Here is a 21,053-nt window from a genome sequence, read left to right as displayed (position 1 = left end):
CAACTTGCGAGGAGGCACACCAATGAAATTCAAAAAAGCATGGGTCTTGAGCGCATCGGCGCTCGCTGCACTGGTACTGCTGTCGGCGTGCGGCAGCGGCAACGGCAACAACGGCGGAGGAAGCGCGGACACCGGGTCCGCCCCGGCAGACGAGCCCAAGGTCGAGCTGTCGATCTGGCACAATTTCTCCGGCGACGATCTGCGGGCGCAGACGATGCGCGGCCTGATCGAGCAATACGTCGCCGCACATCCCGAGGTCAAGGTAGACGTGCAGGCGATTCCGCCGGACGGCTACAAGCAACGGCTCAAGACGGTGGCGGCGGCCAACGAAATGCCCGACCTGTTCCTCAGCAATCCCGGCAGTATGATCGCGGAATTCTACAACGGCGACCTGCTGCAGCCGATCGGCGATCTGCTGGAGCAATACCCCGAGTGGCGCGATGGCTTCCTCCCGGGCGCCTTTGAAGGGCATACGTTCGACGGGGAGATCTATGCGGCGCCGGTCAATCTGTCGCCCTCCTCGATCATGTATTACAACCATTCGCTGTTCGAGCAATACGACGTGAAGGTGCCGACTACCTGGGACGAGCTGATGACGGCAATCGAGACGTTCAACGCGAACGGCATCACGCCGATCTCGATGGGCAACAAGGCCGCCTGGGTCGCGCAGTCGACCATCATCGGCACGCTGGCCGACCGTGTCACCGGCTCGGAGTGGTTCCTGAGCGCGGTCGAGCAGGACGGCGCCGCCTTCACCGATCCGCAGTTCGTCGAAGCGCTGGGCTACTTCAAGCAATTGGCTGACGCGGAGGCCTTCCAGGATGGGGCGAACAGCATCGACAACACCCAGGCGGAGCAATACTTCATCCAGGGCAACGCGGCGATGACGCTGGGCGGCACGTGGACGCTCACCAATCTGGCGGCGACGGCCTCGGAGGAGGCGCTCGAGCAGGTCGGCGTCACCGTATTCCCGGCGATCCCGGGCGGCGCGGGCGATCCGAATACGATCACGGCCTCGACCGGCCAGGGCTTCGCGATGAACAAGGACGTCACCGGCGCGCAGCGCGAGGCCGCGCTGGACCTGATCTATACGATCAGCGGGCCGGAAGCGCAGCAGCAGATCGCACAGAGCAATACGCTGGTCAACTATCAGGTCGAGGTCGATCCGGCCAAGGTGACGCCGCTGTTCAACAAGACGTACGAGCTCGTCACGAGCGTCGGCTTCACGCCGATCTACGACGCATATCTGTCGTCGGCCGGCACGGAGGCGGTCAACAACGGCCTGCAGGAGCTGATGCTCGGCGGCGATCCGGAGACTGTCGCACAGAAGATTCAGAACGCGCAAGCCGAAGCGGTCGGCAACTGAGCGGGGCACAGCCCCCGCTCTCTGACTACACTACCATCACCTGCAACAGGGGGAGACTGCCATGATTACTTCAATGCGATCCGGGAGATTCGTCGCGCTGGCGCTGCTCCCTTCCCTGCTGCTCTATTGCTTCTTCGTCATCGTGCCGGTCTTCTGGTCGGCCTACTACGGCTTCTTCGAATGGTCGGGTGTCGGCGCGACGAAGGGCATCGGGCTGCAAAACTACGCGGAGGCGCTGCAGGATCCGGTCTTCTGGCGGGCGCTCAAAAACAACCTGATCATCGTCGCCGCCTCGATCTTCGGCCAAGTGCCGATCGCGCTCGTGCTGGCGATCCTGCTGAACAAAAATTCGCTGTTTCACCGCTTCGTCCGCAGTGCCGTCTTCATGCCGATGGTGCTCTCGACGGTCGTCGTCGGTCTGATCTGGGGTTATATCTACCATCCGCAGTTCGGCCTGGTCAACTTCGTGCTGGAGGCGGTCGGTCTGGACAACTGGACGCGCGGCTGGCTCTCCGATCCGGATGTGAACATGTACGCGGTGGCGGTGCCGATCATCTGGAACTTCATCGGTCCGTACCTGATCATGTTCGTGGCGGCGATCCAGAATATCCCGTCCGAGATCGACGACGCTTGCCTGATCGACGGTGCGATCGGGCGCAAGAAGCTGTTGCTCGTGACGCTGCCGATGATCTGGAATATGATCAAGGTCGTCATCGTCCTGTGCATCGCGGGCAGCCTCAAGGCGTTCGACCAGGTATTCGTCATGACCGGCGGCGGTCCGGCGCAGTCGACTGAGCTGCTGGCAACGTACATGTACAACAACACGTTCAACATCTACCGGTACGGCTACGGTTCGGCGGTGTCGACGCTGATCGTGATCATCAGCATGCTGATGATCGGCGTCAGCCAGGTGCTGATGCGGGGCAAGGAGTCGTAGAAGGGGCCGGCACGGCCGGCCGCTTCGCCGGAATTCATGACAGGGGAGGAAGGCGCTTATGCCCGAATCGACAACGGCGGCCCGGCTGCAGCCGGCGCCGCGTCGCAGATGGCCGCGGCCCGGCGTGACGCTGACCAATACGGCCATGCTGCTCTATGCGCTGGCCACGCTGTACCCGCTCATCTGGCTTTTCCAGAGTGCGTTCAAGACGAATCAGAATTTTTTTGAGAAGCCGTTTGCGCTGCCTGACACGTGGGTGATCGAGAACATCACGCGCGCCTGGGCGCTGTCGGATATGGGGCGGGCCACGCTGAATTCGACGATCGTTACAGGCTCTGCGATCGTGCTGACGGTGCTGCTCGGCGCGCTGACGGCGTTCGTGCTGTCGCGCTTCCGCTTCAAGGGGCGGACGCTGCTCTCGGGGGTCTTCCTGCTCGGCATGCTGATCCCGATTCACAGCACGCTCGTGCCGCTGTTCATCATGATGAACCAGGCCGGCATCCTCAATACGTACTGGGCGCTGATCCTGCCCTATACGTCGTTCGAGCTGCCGCTGGCGATCTTCATCATGGCGGCCTATATGTCCGCCATCCCGAAGGAGATCGAAGAGGCGGCAATCATCGACGGCTCCGGCTACTGGGGCATCTTCGTCCGCATGATCTTTCCGCTCACGCTGCCGGCGATCTCGACCGTGGCGATCCTGGCGTTCCTGCGCTACTGGAACGACTTCGCGTTCGCGCTCGTCTTCATCAATGAGCCGTCGCTCAAGACGATCCCGCTCAGCCTGGCGATCTTCTCCGACGGTTTCGGCACCGACTACGCCTTGACGATGGCGGCGATGGCGATCTCGGTCGTGCCGACGATCGTGATCTTCCTGATCTTCCAGGAGCAGATCATGAAGGGCATGGTGGCAGGCGCGGTCAAGGGGTAGGCGAGGATGGTCGCAGGCATGCGACAGGCAATTGATAGGGCACGACAGGAACAGAATATGGCAGGAGTACGGAAGGAAGCTGCATCTATGACGACGAGATCGACTGCACACACGAATTCCATCCCGACAGCGGGCCCGGCGACGGGCCCGATTGCATTCTACGACCCGGCATTCCCGTATGCCGGCACCCGTCCCGATGAGGCGGCACTGGCGCGATTGGGCGAGCGGATGCGCATCGTCGACGCGGACGCGCTGGCGAGGGCGCTGACGGAGGCGCTGCAGTCAGGCGAGCCGCACTGTCTCGTGCAGCTGCACGGGCCGTACTTCCCGCTCGAAGCGTGGCCGGCGCTGCTGACGTATCTCCAGGCGGGCGGCGGGCTCGTGCATGCGGGCGGCGCGCCGTATCGCATCCCGGTGGCACGGACCGCTGACGGCTGGACGCCGCAGGACGAGACGACGGCTTACCATCAGCGGCTCGGCATTCACGAGGCGCTGGCGGTCGATCCGGCGCCGATCGCGCGTCTCCGCGCGAACGCGGACATCCCGCTGCTGACGGGGCTGGAGGCGCTGCTGCCGATCGCCCCGGCGCGCGGGCTCGTGCTGCATGCGACGCATGCGCGCGATATTCCGGCCGAGAGCGGGGCCAACGGGCCGATGGATATGCAGATTCAGCCGCTGCTCTACGGCATCTCCGCAGACGGCCGCGAGGTGGCTGCGCCCGCCGTGCTGCTGGACAATACGAAGGGCGACTGCGCCGGCGGGCGCTGGCTGCTCGTCACCCAGACGCTAGGGCCGCGCTTCTGGTGCGCGCAGGGCGTCGAGGCGCTCGCAGACTGGGCAGCCTGCTGTGCGCGCGGCGTGCTCGAGCTGTGGGTGAAGCCGGGCTATGCCAGCTATCTGCCCGGCGAGCGGGCGACGCTGCAGCTGCAGGCGCAGCGCATTCCGCGCGCGCGGCTGCCGCGCGCAGCGGTACCGGAGACGGTGCATTGCCGGCTCGAGGTGTACAAGGACGGTACGGAGGGAGCGCTGTGGACGCACGAGCTGGAGCTGGCGGCGGAGGCCGAGCTGAGCCTGTGCGCCGTGCCGGTGCCGCTGGACATCGAGCCGGGGCTATACCGGCTGGTCTGCACTGCGGCCGCGCCCGGCGGCGAGCGCCGCGTCTACCGCCAGGGCTGGTGGGGGTTCGACGCGGCGCGGCTGCGGCGCGGGGCGCCGCTTGCCCGCGGCCGCGACTATTTCCACCGGGACGGGCAGCCGCTGCCGATCGTCGGCATGACGTACATGACCTCGGACGTCTCGCGCAAGTTCGTCTTCCTGCCCAATGCGCCGCTCTGGGAGCGCGATATGCGAACGATGAAGGGCGCGGGCATCAATCTGATCCGCACCGGGCTGTGGACGGCGTGGCGGCAGGTGATGTTCACGGACGGCCACGCCTCCGAGGAGGCCATGCGCGCGATCGACGCCTTCCTGCTGACGGCGGCCAGCCTGGAGCTGGAGGTGACGTTCACCTTCTTCGCGTTCACGCCGGAGGCGTGGGAGGGCGCCAATCCGTATCTTGATCGGCGCAGCGTCGAGGCGCAGAAGCGCTTCATTGCGGCAATTGTGTCGCGGCACGCGGCCTCCACGCATGTGCACTGGGATCTGATCAACGAGCCGTCGCTGTTCGATCCGCAGCGCATCTTCACCGGGCCGCGTCCGCTGCATGACGCGGGCGAGCTGGAGGCGTATGCGCAGTGGCTGCGCGAGCGTCACGGCAGCATCGAGGCGCTGCGCGCGAGCTGGATGATGACGGCGGACGAGCTGCCGTCCTTCGCGGCGGCGCGGCCGCCGGAGCGCGAGGAGATCAGCTTCGACATCGAGAATATGCGGCTGCCGCGCAAGCACAACCGCTGGCTCGACTACACGCTGTTCACGATGGCGATGCACAATCGCTGGGCGGCGGAGCTCGGGGCGCTGATTCGCAAGCTGGCGCCGGACCGGCTCGTCACGGTCGGCCAGGACGAGGCGCTCGGCCGCGGCCCGCGCCCGTCGCCGCTGTGGTACGCCGAGGCGGTCGACTATACGACGGTGCATACCTGGTGGCTCAACGATCAGCTCGTATGGGACAGTGTGTTCGCCAAGGCGCCGGACAAGCCGTGCCTCGTCCAGGAGACGGGCATCATGTATCTGGAGACGCCGGACGGCCGCGCCAAGCGGACGGAGGGCGAGCTGCGCGACATCCTGGAGCGCAAGTACGCCTATGCCTTCGCCACCGGAGGCGCCGGCGCGGTGCAGTGGATCTGGAATACGAACTATTACATGAACAACGTCAACGAATCGAATATCGGAGCGCTGCGGGCGGACGGCACGGAGAAGCCGGAGGCGGACGTCTCCTACGACTTCGGCGCCTTCATGGCGCAGATCGCGCCGCTCTTCGCGGATCGCGCGCTGGAGGAGATCGCGGTCGTCTATCCGTACAGCAACGACTTCTCCAGCCGCTCGCTTGCCTTCGACGCCACGACGGCGGCGGCGCGGGTGCTCGGCTATGAGCTGAAGCAGCCGTTTCGCGCATTCGGCGAGTATCACCTGGAGGCGCTGGCGGAGCAGCCGCCGAGGCTGATCGTCGTGCCGAGCCCGCACAACTTCGGCGACGCGGCGCTGGAGGCGCTGCTGCGGCATGTGCGCGAGCACGGCGGGACGCTGCTCGTGACCGGTCCGCTCGGCCTGGACGCCTACTGGCGGTCGCGTGCGCGGCTGGCCGAGCTGACCGGAGAGCGGCGCGTCGTCAACGTGCTGCGCGAGGAGACGCTGCTGCTGGAGGGTCGGCGTCATCCGGTCTCCTACGCCCGCAAGCGGATCGGCGAGGCGAGCAAGGACGCATACCTTGCCGCGTCCGGCGAGGCGGACGCGGCCGTCCGGACAGACGGCGCATGGGGGACGGACGGTGATGGACAGATGGTCGATGTCGGGCAGAGGAGCGGCGCCGCGGAAGCGGAGGCCGAGCTGCGCGCCTGGCCGCTCGGAGCGGGGACGCTGCTGCACTGTCCGCTGCCGATCGAGCTGAGCGAGCGCACGGCGACAATCGCGGCGGTGTACGACTACGCGATCCGGCAGGCCGGCGTGACGCGGACGATGGTCTGGCACAGCGGCGGCGAGCTGCCCGGTGTGTACGGCAGTCAGCTCTTGCTGCGCGGCGGCCAGCTGTACACGTTCGTCTCGGAGTATGCGCATGATGCGCGGATCGAGGTCGGGCACCCGGCAGTGGGGCGGCGCTATGTCTTCACGCTGCCGCGCGGACGGTGCGTACTGTTCGCGACCGACGAGGCGGGCGAGGTGATCGCGTCGTATCGCGAGCTGGACATTGAGGCGCGTGCGGCGGAGCAGGTGCAGGCGCCGGGCGAAGCGACATGAAGCGCCGGTCCGGCTGCGAAGACGGTCTATAGAGCATCAGGGAAAGGAGCGGGGAACGGATGGAGCATCACGAAGTGAGCGGCGCGGCAGCCGCGCCGCCTGTACTGGACGGCTATGCGGATCTGCCGACGCCGCAAGCGCTGATCGAGCTGGAGATCGCCGAGCGCAATATTGCGCGCATGGCGGAGCGGCTGCGCCGGGCGGGGATCCGGCATCGTCCGCATATCAAGACGAGCAAGTCGGTGACCTGGGCGCGCAAGCAACTGGAGGCGGGCGCGATCGGCATCTCGGTGGCCAAGCTGGCGGAGGCGGAGGTGTTCGCCGCGGCGGGCATCCGCGAGCTGCTGATTGCCTATCCGATCATTGGCGCGCCGCAGCTGCGGCGCTTCGCGGCGCTGCATGCGGGCGGGGGCGAGCTGCTGACGACGATCGACAGCCTGACGGGCGCGCGGGGCCTGTCCGATGTCGGCGTGGCGGCGGGACGACCGGTGCAGGCGCTGATCGAGATCGACGGCGGCCTTCACCGCGGCGGCCGCCAGCCGGGCGAGGATACGCTGCGCTTCGCGCTGGAGGCGATGGAGCTGCCCGGATTGCAGATTCGCGGCGTGATGAACTACGCCGGCACGATCTATCGCAATACATCGCCCGCGGGCTTCATCGCAGCGGTGCAGGAGGAAGCGCGTCAGCTCGCCGCCTCGGTGGCGCTGCTGCGCGAGCACGGTATTGACACCGGCATCGTCAGCAGCGGCTCGACGCCGTCGGCGCTGTACTGCGAGCACTTGCAAGGCGTCACCGAGGTGCGGGCCGGCAATTACCTGTACTTCGACGCCAGCGGCGTCGCACTTGGGCTGGCCGCGGAGGCGGACTGCGCGCTGCGCGTGCTGGCGACGGTCGTCAGCACGCCGTGTCCGGGACGGGCGACGATCGACGCCGGCACCAAGACACTGACCAGCGACAAGGCGCACAACCGCGCCGGCCACGGCATCGTCGTCGGGCGGCCGGACCTGCGCATCGAGGGGCTGAACGAAGAGCACGGCTTCATCGTGTACGATCCGCAGGAAGGGCGGCTGACTGTCGGAGATCGGCTGCTGATCATTCCGAACCATTCCTGCGTCATTCCGAATCTGTACGACGCCCTGCCCGGCGTGCGCGGCGGCCGAGTGACGGAGCGCATCGCAGTCGAGGCGCGCGGCTGCAATTATTAGCAGACCCGGCCCTGGTAGAGGGTAGAGGGAGCATGACACAGGGCGCGAGACCAATCGGGAGAAGGGAGCGAGCAGACATGCAGGGGAACACCGCGAACCGAGATCTACCACGCGCCGCGCGCGCGCGTGTGACGGAGGTGCTGCAAGAGCTGGTGCGCATTCCGAGCGTCAACCCGGCGCTGCCAGGCGGCACCGGCGAGGCGGATCTCGCCGATTATGTGGACCGCTTCCTGCGGAAGGCGGGTCTGGCCAGCGCGCGGCAGCGCGTCGCCGCAGGGCGGGACAACGTAATCGGGCTGTTGCCGGGCCTGGACCCGGCGGCGTTGCTGCTGGAGGCGCACATGGATACGGTACAGACCGGGGGCATGACGATTGATCCGCATGGCGCGTCGATTGCGAATGGCCGCCTGTACGGCCGTGGCGCCTGCGATACGAAGGCGTCGCTGGCCGCGATGCTGGTCGCGCTGGAGACGGTGGCGCACAGCGGATGGACGCCGCCGCGCGCGGTGCGGCTGGCGGCCGTAGTCGACGAGGAAGTGAACTATACCGGCGTCTCGGCGCTGGCGGCGCAGGTGGCGGCCGGCGAGCTGCCCTGCAGCGGCGCAGTCGTGGGCGAGCCGACCGGGCTCGAGCTGATCGCCGCGCACAAGGGCTGCGTACGCTTCCGCGTGGAGACGCACGGCACGGCGGGGCACAGCTCCGAGCCGGAGGCCGCGGTCAATGCGATCGAGGGGATGGCGGTCGTCATCGACTGCCTGCGCGCTTGGGCGCGCGATGTCTACCCGGCGCTGCGTCATCCGTTCGTCGGCCCGCCGACGCATTGCATCAGCATGATCGAGGGCGGCATCGCGCCCAATACGGTGCCGGAGTCGTGCCTCATTACGATCGACCGGCGCACCGTGCCGGGCGAGGAGCCGCAGCAGGCCTATGCCGCCCTGGCGGAGCGGCTGCACCGGTTAGCGGGCGAGGTGTCCGGCCTGCGCTTGACAGTCCATCCGCCGTTCCTGATCGATTACGCGATGGCGGCGCCGCAGGATGCGGCGGTCGTGCGCGACCTGCGCGCCGCTGCGCTATGGCACGGTGCGGCGGGGCTGGTGCGCGGCGCGGCCTACGGCAGCGATGCGAGCAAGCTCGCCCGCGTCGGCGTGCCGTCGGTCGTGTTCGGCCCGGGGCGGATCGCTCAGGCGCATACCGAGGATGAGTGGGTCGAGCTGGAGGAGGTCGCGGTCGCCGCAGATATTCTGATCCGGCTGATCCTGACCGAGCCGGGAGCTGTATAGCGCAGCATGACAACTGGCGGTCTTAGGGGAATCGGAATGAGACCGCCGTTGGCTGCTGCATGGCCGCTGGCCAAGAGATGGCGCGCTGGCTATGGATGGAGACAACCGGCGAGGGCAAGCGGGGGATGCATTGGCGTTTCGCATCGGACGGGTTCGGGTAAGCGTAGAAGGGCCGACATGGTTCGACATGGTTGCATCCGGGGCCGGAATTGCATATGATAGGAAGTATCTTTTATTCGAGAAGCGAAAGCGAGGATCGAGGTTGGCCATTAGCATGACAAGCGCCAGAGCTTGCACAGAAGCAGGATGGGACGAAGGAGCAAGACCGCCTGCCGCAAGCTGACGAGGTGGAGGTGTTCGAAATTTCGGCGGGGACCTCCCGGTTGGGTATTCGACCGCAAGCCGCAATGCAAAACGTTCGGGCGACCGGGCGCACAATCGTTGCGGCGGAATACGGTACAGGGTAAATGATTAATCGACTTGATCTTAAACGGGCTTAATGGTAAATGCGCTTAGCCGTATAGGCGATTCATATTATACGTGCTGAAAAGGCATGGCCATATTCCCGTATCCCGTGAATCCATGCTGCCGCTCCGATCAACGCGGCCAGGCAAGTTGACGCTCCGGCGCCCGATTCACGAAGGGACACTAGCATAGACAGCCAACGCCGCATGAGGGCGGCAGGCATCCGTGGAAGCGGGGATCCCAAAAATCCCAACCGAAAACGGAGGCTTGTTCAATCATGTGTGGAATTGTAGGATACATTGGCGGACGCGACTCGAAGGCGATCTTGATCGAAGGCTTGAAAAAATTGGAATACCGTGGCTACGACTCGGCCGGGATCGCCGTCTATACGGCGGACGGACTCGAGGTGCGCAAGTCGAAGGGCCGTCTGGCCGTGCTCGAGGAGAAGCTGAGCGACGAGCCGCTGCATGGCTCGGTCGGCATCGGGCATACGCGCTGGGCGACGCACGGCAAGCCTTCAGACCTTAATTCACATCCGCATACGGACAATTCATCGAAATTCTCCGTCGTGCACAACGGCATCATCGAAAATTATCTGGAGCTGCGCGAGGAGCTGGCGATCGCCGGTCACCGGTTCGTATCGGAGACGGACACGGAGGTCATCTCGCATCTGATCGCGTCGGAATACGACGGCGATATCGTAGCGGCGGTGCAGCGCGCGGTCGGCCGCATGCGCGGCGCGTTCGCGCTCGGCGTATTGACCGAATACGAGCCGGACCGGCTCGTCGCCGTCCGATACGCCAGTCCGCTCGTCATCGGCATCGGCCAAGGTGAGAACTATATCGGCTCGGACATCCCGGCGATTCTCGAGCATACGCGCGACGTGTACATCCTCGACGACGGCGAGATGGCCGTTCTGACACGGGATGCTGTCGAACTGCTGACGATCGGCGGCGACGTTATTTCCAAGGAAATATTCCATGTCGACTGGGATCTGATCACGGCGGAAAAAGCCGGCTACGATCACTTCATGCTGAAGGAAATCTACGAGCAGCCCAAGGCATACCGCGACACGATGATGGGCCGGATCGCCGAGGACGGGCGCTCGATCCAGCTCTCCGAGCTGGGTATGACGCAGGAGCAAGTGAAAGAAATTCGCCGCATTCATATCGTCGCTTGCGGTACGGCGTATCACGCAGGACTCGTCGGTAAGTCGGTGATCGAGCAGCTCGCGCGCATCCCGGTGGAGACCGATGTCGCGTCCGAGTACCGCTACCGCAATCCGATCATCACGCCGGATACGCTCGTCATCGTCGTCAGCCAGTCCGGCGAGACGGCCGACACGCTGGCTGCTCTGCGCGAGGCGCGGCGCTGCGGGGCGCGCGTGCTGGCGATCACCAATGTCGTCGGTAGCTCGGTGGCGCGCGAGGCGGATGCCGTACTGACGACCTGGGCCGGGCCGGAGATCGCCGTCGCCTCGACGAAGGCGTACTCGTCGCAGCTGATTGCCTTCTACCTCGTCGGCCTGTACCTGGCTCAGGAGCTGGGCACGCGCGACGAGGCGGCGATCGCCGAGGTGGCGAGCGCCCTGCTGGCACTCCCAGAGCAGGTCGAGTCGCTGCTGGCGCAGGCCGATGCGCTCAAGGCGATCGCCGAGAAGCTGGCGCGGCACAACAGCCTGTTTTTCATCGGACGCGGCCTGGACTTCGCTGTGGCGCAGGAGGGCTCGCTCAAGCTCAAGGAAATTTCTTACATCCACTCCGAGGCCTATCCGGCCGGCGAGCTCAAGCACGGCACGCTGGCGTTGATTGAGGAGGGCACACCGGCGATCGCGCTCGTGACGCAGGAGGAGCTGGCGGAGAAGACGCTCAGCAACATCAAGGAGATGAAGGCGCGTGGCGCCCATGTGCTGGCGGTGACCAACGAGAGCAACCTGCAGGAGGTCGCCAAGTCGGTCGACGAGCAGTTCGCGATCCCGAACACGCTGCCGATTCTCACCCCGGCCCTGTCTGTTGTACCGCTGCAGCTCGTGGCGTACTATGCGTCGCTGGCGCTGGGGCATGATGTCGATAAGCCGCGGAATTTGGCGAAGAGTGTGACGGTGGAGTAGGTTCTCAGGGTAAATCGGTATGCTTGTCCCAGTATAAAAAAGTCGTGAACCAGTAAAAGATGTCATGAACCAGCAAAAGATGTCGTGAACCGAAATGCAAGATAAATGATTTTCAGCATCTAGAAGGGAGCCAGAGGGATTGATTCGTGGCTCCCTTTTAAAATGCTAAAAAACATTATACCTAAGTTCCCGCCTCCAACCTCGTTATAATTGGGGCAGGAACTTAGGGTATAACGTGGGAGACCCGGTCCGCTGTCATCCCGGATCTGCATTCCAATTGGACGTAGCTCAGGCCTTCTCCAAGCGCAGCGAGACCATGTGATGGATCCCGGACATGCGGGCCTGCCTGGGGGATAGGGAATTGCGTTTGTACTCGGTGAACCCCAGCTTCTCGTACAAGCGGATAGCCGGGATATTGGTATCGGCGACCTCTTCAATAAGATAGGTGCGGTACGGCAGATGATCCAGCATATGTCGAATCACTGCCGACGCCGCGCCTTGGCCGCGGAAGGATAAAGCAGTGCCGATGAACTCGACCGAGCCCGTTTCGGCGGGCGGGTCGGCAAACGGCTTTTGGAACTCCTTCTTCAAAACAATTGCAGCCATCGTGCCCTTGAACCAGCCCAGATGCCGGCGGAGCGGCGCGCGCTGAAGGGCCAGGGCGAAGCTCCGACAGTCCGTGCATGCCCCGAAGGCCGCCACCCGATCGCCGGCAAGCGCTACATAAAATTGATCCAGCACAAACATATGGGCGAAGGCCTTTGCGATGACATCCCGGTCTTTTGAGAAATACGTAAGCCACTGCGAGAAGCCGTCGGCAAAAATTTCCGCGATCTGACTTCTGACTTCCATACCCGCCCGGTCTGCCCGGACCACCTCAAATGCGCCTGCGTGCTTCATAGTGAACCACCTTCCTGATCAAATACTAGCGTCAAAAGCGATCTCGACGGCATTGAAAATTTCTCTTCCAGAATCACCTTCATTGTCGCCAGTCCCTGAATAGCGGAAAAAAAGTATTGCGCCATCTCATAGGCGTTGCCTTCTCGGAGCTTGCCTTGCCGCTGCCCTCGAACGATGAGCGCGGAAGTGGCTTGCAATAGATCGGTATGGAGCTGCTTGAGCGCCGATTTCCGACTGTTCGTCTCCGTGGAAAAGAAGGATTGTGTCATCAACAGTAAAAGGTGTTCCAAGTCATCGCCGGTGGACAGATCGAGATAGACCTCATTCGCAAATCGTGCCAGTTCCTCGGCCGGCTCCCCGCTCGTATGAAATCTGTCGATCAGCGTCTCCATGCCGGCCATGGCAAACTGCACCAGCTCCTCGAATAGCTGCTCCTTTGTTTTGTAATGGCGGTATAGCAGACCGGTGCTGATGCCAGCCTGATCGGCAATATGCTGCACATTGGTCGAGCCGTAGCCTTGGCGAACGAACAACCGCATTGCCGCGGTCTGGATTTTGGTGCGGGTTGCAAGGCGCATCGCCTCGTATTGTTCAGGTGTGCGTGGCAAACTGATCCCCCTTTAATGAATGAAACATTATTCATTATAATCTGTTTTCCGCATAAATAAAATGGAAAATTAAAATTAAAAACAGAGGATTTCTCTCGTTTACCCGAAATAGTCAAGAAACGCTTCGAAAACGGGGACTGCCACTGACTGTCACATGCAATTTGAAGATATGGTATCGATTTCGGCGGGGCCGAGTCAATTAATCGCCGCGCTGTGCGATGAAATCGGATTAGAAGACCAAATCAACCGTTCGCTCACGTGGGATCCGGCCTACTGCAAGGTTTCGCCTGGCACGCACATCAAAGCCATGGTCATTAACATCCTCTGCTCAGGTCATCCATGTCTCGATGGGCGGCAAGACCGTACGGGGCCTGTCTGCGCATGTCGATGACCAGGTCAAGCGCATTCTGCGTTTGGCCGGGCATAATAGTTCGATTTATACGGATACCGCTGCAGGCGCTGGCCTAAAGCGGCGAAAGCCCCTTGAATAATTGCAATTTCTATATTGTGTAATCATTCATATTTGGAAAATTAATTCATGCGGAACTGGATTCTGGAAGATCGCAAACTGATCAAGGACTGAAATTGCGCCGAGGCATTTGAGCTCGCCAAGATCATAGTCTCCTCTCCAACAGGTTGGCCTCGATAGAAGACTGTCAGACGCTCCAATGCGAGCGCTTGCGGTAATGTGCGGGCGTTACGCCGATTTTCCTTCTGAACAAGCTGATGAAATGGCTGAGGTCGTCGAATCCGACGGAGGAGGAGATTTCCTGAAGCGTTCGATCGGTCGTCAAAAGCAACTGCTTGGCTTTGGACAATCGCACATGGATGACGTACTGGTAAGGAGACATCCGGAGCGATTCGCGAAAGACGGCACGCAAATGCCCCTCGCTTATGCAAGCGCGCGACGCAAGCTCCTTTGCGGTAAGCGGTCCGGCATAATGCAGCCGAATATAGTTGCAAATGCGGGATAAACGTTGATTCGGCCTGGGCTGCGGCTGAGCCATATGAGGCTGGACCAGCCTGTTCAGAGCGGCCAGCCATTGCCGGAATCGGGCGTCCCGTTCCAAATACTCCGTTGCGGCCGAGACGGTTCCGACGAAAGCTTCGCCACTGGCGGCAGATTCCGCGGAACTCGCGGAGAACCGGCGGGCGAGGTGTCGCCACGATTCCAGCCACTCGGTAAGACGGGCATCGCGGGAAAGCTTCATCCGGACCGGAATGCCGTACCATTCGGGCCATTCGATTGCCCCGATCGTGAAAAACAGACCCAGGGAAAGGTAGCGGAAAGGCTCGGATAAAGCCTTCGCGTGCCGGGTCGTGACGACGGCCTGGCTCGGAAGCACAAGCAGGTCGCCCGGCAGAAGCTCGTATTCTTCTTGTCCGATATGCAGCATCCGTTGACCATCAAGGATATACCAGATGGTCATGGCCGGAATTGGATATTGGTGGAAATTCCAATCTGGCCCTCTATCCCATTCAAAAGCGAAATAAAAGCCGCATTGCATATGCTCTGCCATGATTTCGTTAATTCCCGGCCGCATAACCATCGGACATCCTCCTATCATTCAATCTCCGTTTTGTTATAGTATACCTCTGTTTGCTCGCTAAGAAAATCCGCCTGCGCGTCCTATAATGGGACTATCACGACGACGCGAAGGAGTGGAATGTATGACCGTTCAGAACAAACAACCGAACGTTATTGTCTTTTTTACCGATCAACAAAGATGGGATACGACGGGCGCGCACGGCAATCCGCTGGGATTGACGCCAAATTTTGACCGAATGGCCAGAGAGGGGACGCATCTGTACCATACGTTCACTTGCCAGCCGGTCTGCGGTCCGGCCAGATCTTGCCTGCAGACGGGACAATACGCCACGACGACTGGCTGTTACCGCAATGGCATCCCGTTGCCGCAGGATGCCAAGACGCTGGCGCACCACTTTAAGGATCATGGCTATCATACCGGTTATATCGGCAAGTGGCATCTGAGCGGTCATGAACCTGTGCCGGCGGCGGAGAGAGGCGGATACGACTATTGGCTGGCCTCCAACGTGCTGGAATTTTCATCGGACGCCTATGATACCGTCTTGTACGACGAGGGCGGCATGCCCGTCAAGCTGCCGGGATACCGCGTCGATGCCCAGACGGACGCGGCAATACGATATATCGCCGGCCATCAGGCCAACCCTTTCTTTTTATTCCTGTCCTACCTGGAGCCTCATCATCAGAACCATACAGACAACTATCCGGCGCCGGACGGGTACGAAAGCAGATATATAGACGGCTGGACGCCTCCCGATCTGAAGAAACTGGGCGGCACCTCGCCTCAGCATTTGCCGGGATACTACGGCATGGTCAGAAGGCTGGACGAGGCTCTCGGCAGACTGATGGATGCGCTTAAGAGCCTGAATATGCTCGAGAATACGATTATCCTCTTCACTTCGGATCATGGCAATCACTTCAAGACGCGCAACGGCGAATACAAACGCTCGGCGCATGACGGCTCGATCCGTATTCCCACTGCTGCGTATGGCCCGGGATTCATGCAGGGCGGACAAGTGAGCCAGCTTGTCAGCCTGCTGGATCTGCCGCCGACATTGCTGGATGCGGCAGGCATCCCGGTGCCGACGGATATGCAGGGTAGGTCGGTTATGCCCTTGGTGAACAGGGAAGAGACAGATTGGCCCTCGGAGGTATTCCTTCAGATCAGCGAATCACAGGTGGGGCGGGCCATCCGGACAGAACGGTGGAAGTACTCCGTGTCGGCGGCAGATAAGGACGGCTGGAGGGACAGCGGCTCGGAACGATATCGGGAGGAGCTTCTGTACGACCTGCATGCGGACCCTTACGAGCTGACGAACCTGGCGGGCATGGAGGCTTACAGAAGCATTGCGGATGAATTAAAGGAACGGCTGCTCGTCAGAATGGCGGCAGCCGGCGAACCGTTGCCGGACATCGAAGCCGCAGACCCGAAGCCATCCGGGCAACGACGCGTATCAGTCGAAGAGCTGAGAGTGAAGTAACCATGCCCGGCTTGCCGATGTACGATAGTGCTGATTTATTTGAACAATCATCCGTGAAATTTCTCCTGCCGCCATGTCATAATGGAAGAAACCAGTTTATGCGGATCGGAGCGCATTATGACACAGTTCAAAAACGATGTATTCCTGAATAGTTCCGAATTTCCGTTTTTTTGTGTTTGGCATACTCATCCGGCAGGATCATCCAGTCGAATTCATTCGCATGAATTTATCGAGCTGGTCTACGTTGCATCGGGTGAGGCGGTTCACCACTACAATGGAAGAAGCTATCGGGTATCCCAAGGGGATGTGTTCGTCATTGCCGAAGGGGCGGTGCACTATTATGAAGTATCCGGCAGGAAACCATTGAAGGTGTGCAACGTCTTGTTCCTGACGGGGTTGCTTGCTTCGGAATTGAAGGAAATGTCCAAGGTGACGCCATTCGTCGATTTCTTTTATCTGGAGCCGTTTCTAAGGGAAGCTACGCCTTTTCAGCCTCATTTGTATTTGCATCCGGGCGAATGCGTAGAGCTCGAAGAGTACCTCGAATCATTCATCCGGGAGCTGAATGAGAAGCGGATGGGCTACCAGATCAAGATCAAGGCCATGATGATTGATTTCTTTGTATATCTTAGCAGGTGCTACGAACGACATCTGGACGGAGCGGATCCGCAGAGCTCGCAGGATGACGATGCCATGCAATATATCTGCCATTTCATCCGGAGACACTACGCCGAGAACTTCTCGGTCGAGCAGATGAGTCAGCTATGCGGGATGAGCAAGGGCAAATTCAGCAGCTTGTTCAAAAAAACGACGGGAACAACGTTCATAGACTATCGAAACGAATATCGGGTCGAACTGGGGCGGAAGCTCCTTCGTTCCGGGGAGGGATCGATCGCGGACATCTCTCAGCAATTAGGATTTGAGGACAGCAGCTTCTTTAACCGGATGTTCAAGCGCTACACAGGCAGCACGCCGAGTGCGTATAGAAAGGCGGGGAGTCGGACTTGAGCAGATATTGGAAAGGCAAGTGGATATGGGCTCCCGCTCAAGACGAGAGCGGCAACGGGAGCAATGTATATTATTATTTCCGCAAGGAAATCGAACTGAAGAACCTTTCTCCCTCCTATCGGTTGTATATCACGGCGGATACCCGCTATCGCTTGCATATCAATGGACAGCCGACAGGGAGCGGACCGGCGATGTGCGTCAATCATTATCAGTATTATGACGTTATTGATGTAACGCCTTCGATAGAAGAAGGGATCAACTGTATTGCGCTGGAAGTGTACCGGCTTGGTTCAATTCCCGGGCCAAGCGGCTTGCTTGCTGAACTGACCGATGCGGACGGTGCGGTTCTCATGTCGACCGACGACAGTTGGCGAACCGTTAAGGCTGATGCGTGGCGTTCGGATACGCAGTTTTTCCGTATGAGCATGTATTCTCCATTCCAAGAGCATTATTCTTCGACCAGAGAGCCCGTCGGCTGGAAGGAGTCGGGTTTCCGGGACGATGGTTGGGCCCGCCCCCGAATATGGAGCGGTCCGGTCTCGGATTCTCCGCCGGCGGTTGCGCCGTGGACCAGGCTGATTGAGCGGGACATTCCAAAGCTGATCGAGACGCGGGAATATGCCCGGGCCATCGCTTATATGGAAGAATCGATTGAGCTAATGAATCGAATGCGGAGCGAGGATCTCTCAATTGGATTGTCAATGGCAGGGCAACCCTTGCAGTTTACGATGATACACCGTGCGGAGGGCTTGCTCGGGGCGGAAGGCGGGGACACGGAGCTGCGTTGCAGCGTCGGCCATCTGAGCCGGGAACTGGACGGCATCTACAACCCGTGTATTGTCCTGGATTTTGGACGGAGCATCAATGCGTATCTCGAACTGGACTTGACTGCCGCGGCGGGAGCGGTCATCGATATCGGCTATGCGGAACGTCTGTTGAATGGTCGGTTCAACAACGCGGTGGAAGGAATGTATGCGGATCGCTATGAGGCGAGGGCAGGCAGACAGAAGTTCCGGTCGTATCATTGGAAGAGCTTCCGGTACATCAAGCTGATGCTGCGCTCCGGCACGGAGCCGCTGATGCTGCATCGTCTGCAAGCTGCGCGCTGCCGCTACCCGTACGAGGAGCGCGGGTCCTTCCATAGCTCCGATCAACTTCTGAATCAAGTGTTTCGCATTTGCAAAGATACGTTGGACTTGTGCTCGAACGATTCCATCATGGATACGCCCTGGAGGGAGCAGGCTCAATTCGTGGGCGATGTCTCGGCGGTAACGCTCGGAGGGATCTATGCCTGCTTCGGCGATGTGCTTTTGCCGGGGAAATTTTTGCGGCAGTCTGCTGCGAACCAACTGCCGGACGGGTTGCTGCCGAGTGTAACCAATTCGCTTGCGAATGACAGCCTGCATCCCGATTATTCGCTGTGGTGGGTATGGGGACTCTGGCAGCATTATCGCTATACAGGAGAAGAGCAGTGGATTCACCGTTATTACCCGCATGTGCTGAAGGTGGTGGATGCCTTCCTGGGATATGTCAACCATCAAGGGCTGATCGAACATATGCCGTATGCTGTCTTTATTGATTGGGCTCATCTGGACAGGAAGGGGGTAAGTACGCCGCTGAATGCATTATTCTACGGCGTAGCTGGAGCGGTAGAGGCGATGGCGGAGATTAAAGGAGACGCTTACACGAGAGAGCGTCTTCGAATGGCCAGGAGCAAGCTGAAGAACGGCTTCGACGCTGTCCTGTTCTGTCCGGAGAGGGAGTGTTACACGGATGCTTCCTTCGAAGGGAAGCAGTCGCCGCGCATCAGTGAGCAAGCGAATACGTCGGCGATTTACTGGGGATTATGCAGCCGCGCGAGAGCTCAACGAATCTTCGACCGACTGTGGGGAGAGGACTCTCTGATCCATACAGAATCGCAGCCGTTCCATACCATGATTACGTTGCGGGCGTTAATGAGCGCAGGCATGAGAGAACAGGCCGTCGCCCTGGTCAAGGACAGATGGGGCAAGCGGATGGCGCTCAAGGGAGCTACATCTACGTACGAGGAATGGGAGTCGAACGGCAGCAGGAGAAATGGAGGGTTCACGCCGATTATGCGAACCCAGTCTCATGCATGGTCGGCCTATCCGGCGGAATTTCTGCTGTACGGCTTGGCCGGCTTCGAAATTCTGGAGCCGGGCTGCGGGAAGGTTGGAGTCAAGCCGTTTGCAGGAGCCTTCGATTATGATATCGTCATTCCGCTTCCGCAAGGATTGCTGCGCGTAAGCCGCAAAGCGGGCATGTCCGAGGTAATGGCTCCGCCATTGGTCAAGGTCGTTTCAAGTGAAAAAGGAGGAGACGCTCGTGGGCAACAAAGCATTCAGTAATCGGAATGTTCTGATTATATGTGCGGATGAAATGCGCGGCGATTGTGCGGGATTTATGGGCAATCCGGATATCAAGACGCCCAACCTGGACCGTCTGGCCGGTCAATCGGTGGTGTTCGAGCAATTCATGACGGTATTCCCGAAGTGCATGCCGGCACGGGCCAGTATGATGACAGGACGGTATTGCCATACCGGCGCGTGGCGTACGGTAGCGTATCAGCATTTGCCTGCCGAACAGACCACGCTGCTGGAGCGATTCCGCGAGCAGGGGTACGAGACGGCCGTCTTAGGCAAAAATCATTGCTGGGATACGCAAGTATACGAGCGGGACGTCGATTATCGGTCCTATTCGGGAGAGCTGGGCCAGCTTATGGAGGGGGTCCCTCGCATTCGAGTTCATGAACCGAACCCGAATGGGGCTATACCGCTGGAACTTGAGGATGGATGGGATTATATCGGCTGCAATACTCGATTCGCCGACGACGAGGTTAAAGCCGAGCAGGCCATTCGTTATCTGCGCGACTATCGGGATCGATCGAAGCCCTTCTTCCTTCAGGTTAATATTGAAGCGCCGCACCCTGTATACGGAGTGGAGGAGCCGTATTACTCCATGTACGATCGGGAGGGAATTGCGGCTTGGCCGCATACGCTTCCGAAAGGCGCAACGTTGCCGATGATCGCGCAGCGCAAGTACAGGACAGGCGAATCCGACAATGAGCGGGCGGTGCGAGAAATTCAAAGCGTTTATTACGGTATGATTACGAAGGTAGATACGTTGGTAGGGAGCATCCTGGCGGAGCTTGAGGAGCAGGGACTGGATCGGAACACGCTGGTTCTGTTCTGGTCCGATCATGGAGATTACGCCGGACAATACGGACTTGTCGAGAAATGGGATACATGCTTCCAGGACTGTCTTATGCACGTGCCGTTCCTGATGAGAGGACCGGGCTTGCCGGAAGGAAAGCGAATAGGAGGCCTGGGCGATACTACGGATATTGCGCCGACATTGTGTGAGCTGCTGGGCTTCGAGCCTCTGCCCGGCATGCATGGAGAATCACTGCTTCCTGCTATACACGGAGGCGGCATGAAGCGGGCGGTGTTCGCCGATGGCGGACACGAGGATGCTTTGCTGCTGCGCGCCGAGGCGGAGATGGGAAGCCAGATGTCGTTCGGTGCGGATCAACCGGCAAGAAGGGATGCCAAATCGATCACTTATGCAAGCTGTCCCGACGCCATGGCGCGCGCCAAGATGGTGCGAACCGACAAGTATAAACTCATCATTCGCCTGCGCGGAGGCAATGAATTGTACGATATGGAAGCGGATCCACAGGAGATGAATAACCGATGGGGAGATCCCGCGCTTGCCGAGGTATTGCCCGAACTGATGCAGCTGATGATTGAATGGTGCCTGCGAACGGATCCCGAGGAGCCGCATCTTGCCCGATTTACGGTGTGAA

The 21,053-nt window shown here is 60.6% G+C and carries 15 protein-coding genes; 12 read left to right on the top strand and 3 right to left on the bottom strand.

All coding sequences use genetic code 11. The annotated features are described in order from the left end of the window. Nucleotides 1–22: 22 nt before the first annotated feature. The 7 genes from IDH44_RS02630 to glmS all read left to right on the top strand — a co-directional run bounded on the left by IDH44_RS02630 (nucleotide 23) and on the right by glmS (nucleotide 11,684). Nucleotides 23–1,366 (top strand): extracellular solute-binding protein, encoded by a 1,344-nt coding sequence (locus IDH44_RS02630; RefSeq protein ID WP_190914404.1) that lies wholly within the window; start codon nucleotides 23–25, stop codon nucleotides 1,364–1,366. A 61-nt stretch (nucleotides 1,367–1,427) separates the two neighbouring features. Then, nucleotides 1,428–2,303: a carbohydrate ABC transporter permease gene (locus IDH44_RS02625; protein WP_190914402.1), complete on the top strand. Its 876-nt coding sequence runs from the start codon at nucleotides 1,428–1,430 to the stop codon at nucleotides 2,301–2,303. 145 nt (nucleotides 2,304–2,448) lie between these two features. After that, nucleotides 2,449–3,234 (top strand): carbohydrate ABC transporter permease, encoded by a 786-nt coding sequence (locus tag IDH44_RS02620; protein WP_223869321.1) that lies wholly within the window; start codon nucleotides 2,449–2,451, stop codon nucleotides 3,232–3,234. An 87-nt stretch (nucleotides 3,235–3,321) separates the two neighbouring features. Next, nucleotides 3,322–6,624: a beta-galactosidase gene (locus tag IDH44_RS02615; protein WP_190914398.1), complete on the top strand. Its 3,303-nt coding sequence runs from the start codon at nucleotides 3,322–3,324 to the stop codon at nucleotides 6,622–6,624. Nucleotides 6,625–6,683: 59 nt separating this feature from the next. Beyond that, entirely contained in the window at nucleotides 6,684–7,829 is a 1,146-nt protein-coding gene (locus IDH44_RS02610) for an alanine racemase (RefSeq protein ID WP_190914396.1), read from the top strand. A 77-nt stretch (nucleotides 7,830–7,906) separates the two neighbouring features. Further along, on the top strand, nucleotides 7,907–9,109 hold the full coding sequence (locus tag IDH44_RS02605) for a M20/M25/M40 family metallo-hydrolase (RefSeq protein WP_190914394.1): 1,203 nt from the start codon (nucleotides 7,907–7,909) through the stop codon (nucleotides 9,107–9,109). Between the two features lie 742 nt (nucleotides 9,110–9,851). After that, entirely contained in the window at nucleotides 9,852–11,684 is a 1,833-nt protein-coding gene (gene glmS / locus IDH44_RS02600) for a glutamine--fructose-6-phosphate transaminase (isomerizing) (RefSeq protein ID WP_190914392.1), read from the top strand. A gap of 288 nt (nucleotides 11,685–11,972) precedes the next feature. Here glmS and IDH44_RS02595 read toward each other — a convergent pair whose 3' ends face one another. Both IDH44_RS02595 and IDH44_RS02590 read right to left on the bottom strand, forming a co-directional pair. Further along, nucleotides 11,973–12,584, bottom strand: coding sequence for a GNAT family N-acetyltransferase (locus IDH44_RS02595; protein ID WP_190914390.1), 612 nt, complete (start codon nucleotides 12,582–12,584; stop codon nucleotides 11,973–11,975). After that, nucleotides 12,581–13,162 carry a TetR/AcrR family transcriptional regulator gene (locus IDH44_RS02590; protein ID WP_223869304.1) on the bottom strand — a complete coding sequence of 194 codons (582 nt, stop codon included), beginning with the start codon at nucleotides 13,160–13,162 and terminating at the stop codon, nucleotides 12,581–12,583. Before IDH44_RS02590 ends, IDH44_RS02595 begins: the two co-directional genes overlap by 4 nt. 184 nt (nucleotides 13,163–13,346) lie before the next feature. On the opposite strand from IDH44_RS02590, the gene IDH44_RS02585 reads away from it, so the two are divergent. Then, on the top strand, nucleotides 13,347–13,583 hold the full coding sequence (locus IDH44_RS02585; protein ID WP_190914386.1) for a DUF4277 domain-containing protein: 237 nt from the start codon (nucleotides 13,347–13,349) through the stop codon (nucleotides 13,581–13,583). A gap of 265 nt (nucleotides 13,584–13,848) precedes the next feature. Here IDH44_RS02585 and IDH44_RS02580 read toward each other — a convergent pair whose 3' ends face one another. Beyond that, nucleotides 13,849–14,742: an AraC family transcriptional regulator gene (locus IDH44_RS02580; protein WP_190914384.1), complete on the bottom strand. Its 894-nt coding sequence runs from the start codon at nucleotides 14,740–14,742 to the stop codon at nucleotides 13,849–13,851. A gap of 121 nt (nucleotides 14,743–14,863) precedes the next feature. Between IDH44_RS02580 and IDH44_RS02575 the strand changes: the two genes are divergently transcribed. The 4 genes from IDH44_RS02575 to IDH44_RS02560 all read left to right on the top strand — a co-directional run bounded on the left by IDH44_RS02575 (nucleotide 14,864) and on the right by IDH44_RS02560 (nucleotide 21,052). Next, nucleotides 14,864–16,219 carry a sulfatase-like hydrolase/transferase gene (locus IDH44_RS02575; protein ID WP_190914382.1) on the top strand — a complete coding sequence of 452 codons (1,356 nt, stop codon included), beginning with the start codon at nucleotides 14,864–14,866 and terminating at the stop codon, nucleotides 16,217–16,219. A 117-nt stretch (nucleotides 16,220–16,336) separates the two neighbouring features. Next, complete coding sequence (locus IDH44_RS02570) at nucleotides 16,337–17,227, top strand: AraC family transcriptional regulator (protein WP_190914380.1); 891 nt, start codon at nucleotides 16,337–16,339, stop codon at nucleotides 17,225–17,227. Next, on the top strand, nucleotides 17,224–19,596 hold the full coding sequence (locus tag IDH44_RS02565) for a family 78 glycoside hydrolase catalytic domain (RefSeq protein ID WP_190914378.1): 2,373 nt from the start codon (nucleotides 17,224–17,226) through the stop codon (nucleotides 19,594–19,596). The genes IDH44_RS02570 and IDH44_RS02565 overlap by 4 nt, the downstream gene beginning before the upstream one ends. Further along, entirely contained in the window at nucleotides 19,574–21,052 is a 1,479-nt protein-coding gene (locus IDH44_RS02560) for a sulfatase-like hydrolase/transferase (protein ID WP_190914376.1), read from the top strand. Before IDH44_RS02565 ends, IDH44_RS02560 begins: the two co-directional genes overlap by 23 nt. Nucleotide 21,053: the final 1 nt, after the last annotated feature.

It is taken from the genome of Paenibacillus sabuli (assembly GCF_014705605.1).
Taxonomy (GTDB): Bacteria; Bacillota; Bacilli; order Paenibacillales; family Paenibacillaceae; genus Paenibacillus_D; species Paenibacillus_D sabuli.
Note: the sequence above shows the minus strand (reverse complement) of the source record. Positions and strands in the feature narration are given on the sequence as shown.

Excerpts from the sequence above, each read along its gene's own strand:
- glmS (WP_190914392.1), top strand. The coding sequence starts at position 9,852 with ATGTGTGGAATTGTAGGATACATTGGCGGACGCGACTCGAAGGCGATC.
- IDH44_RS02580 (WP_190914384.1), bottom strand. The coding sequence starts at position 14,742 with ATGGTTATGCGGCCGGGAATTAACGAAATCATGGCAGAGCATATGCAA.
- IDH44_RS02590 (WP_223869304.1), bottom strand. The coding sequence starts at position 13,162 with ATGCGCCTTGCAACCCGCACCAAAATCCAGACCGCGGCAATGCGGTTG.
- IDH44_RS02575 (WP_190914382.1), top strand. The coding sequence starts at position 14,864 with ATGACCGTTCAGAACAAACAACCGAACGTTATTGTCTTTTTTACCGAT.
- IDH44_RS02585 (WP_190914386.1), top strand. The coding sequence starts at position 13,347 with ATGCAATTTGAAGATATGGTATCGATTTCGGCGGGGCCGAGTCAATTA.
- IDH44_RS02605 (WP_190914394.1), top strand. The coding sequence starts at position 7,907 with ATGCAGGGGAACACCGCGAACCGAGATCTACCACGCGCCGCGCGCGCG.
- IDH44_RS02620 (WP_223869321.1), top strand. The coding sequence starts at position 2,449 with ATGCTGCTCTATGCGCTGGCCACGCTGTACCCGCTCATCTGGCTTTTC.
- IDH44_RS02630 (WP_190914404.1), top strand. The coding sequence starts at position 23 with ATGAAATTCAAAAAAGCATGGGTCTTGAGCGCATCGGCGCTCGCTGCA.
- IDH44_RS02570 (WP_190914380.1), top strand. The coding sequence starts at position 16,337 with ATGACACAGTTCAAAAACGATGTATTCCTGAATAGTTCCGAATTTCCG.
- IDH44_RS02625 (WP_190914402.1), top strand. The coding sequence starts at position 1,428 with ATGATTACTTCAATGCGATCCGGGAGATTCGTCGCGCTGGCGCTGCTC.
- IDH44_RS02595 (WP_190914390.1), bottom strand. The coding sequence starts at position 12,584 with ATGAAGCACGCAGGCGCATTTGAGGTGGTCCGGGCAGACCGGGCGGGT.
- IDH44_RS02610 (WP_190914396.1), top strand. The coding sequence starts at position 6,684 with ATGGAGCATCACGAAGTGAGCGGCGCGGCAGCCGCGCCGCCTGTACTG.
- IDH44_RS02615 (WP_190914398.1), top strand. The coding sequence starts at position 3,322 with ATGACGACGAGATCGACTGCACACACGAATTCCATCCCGACAGCGGGC.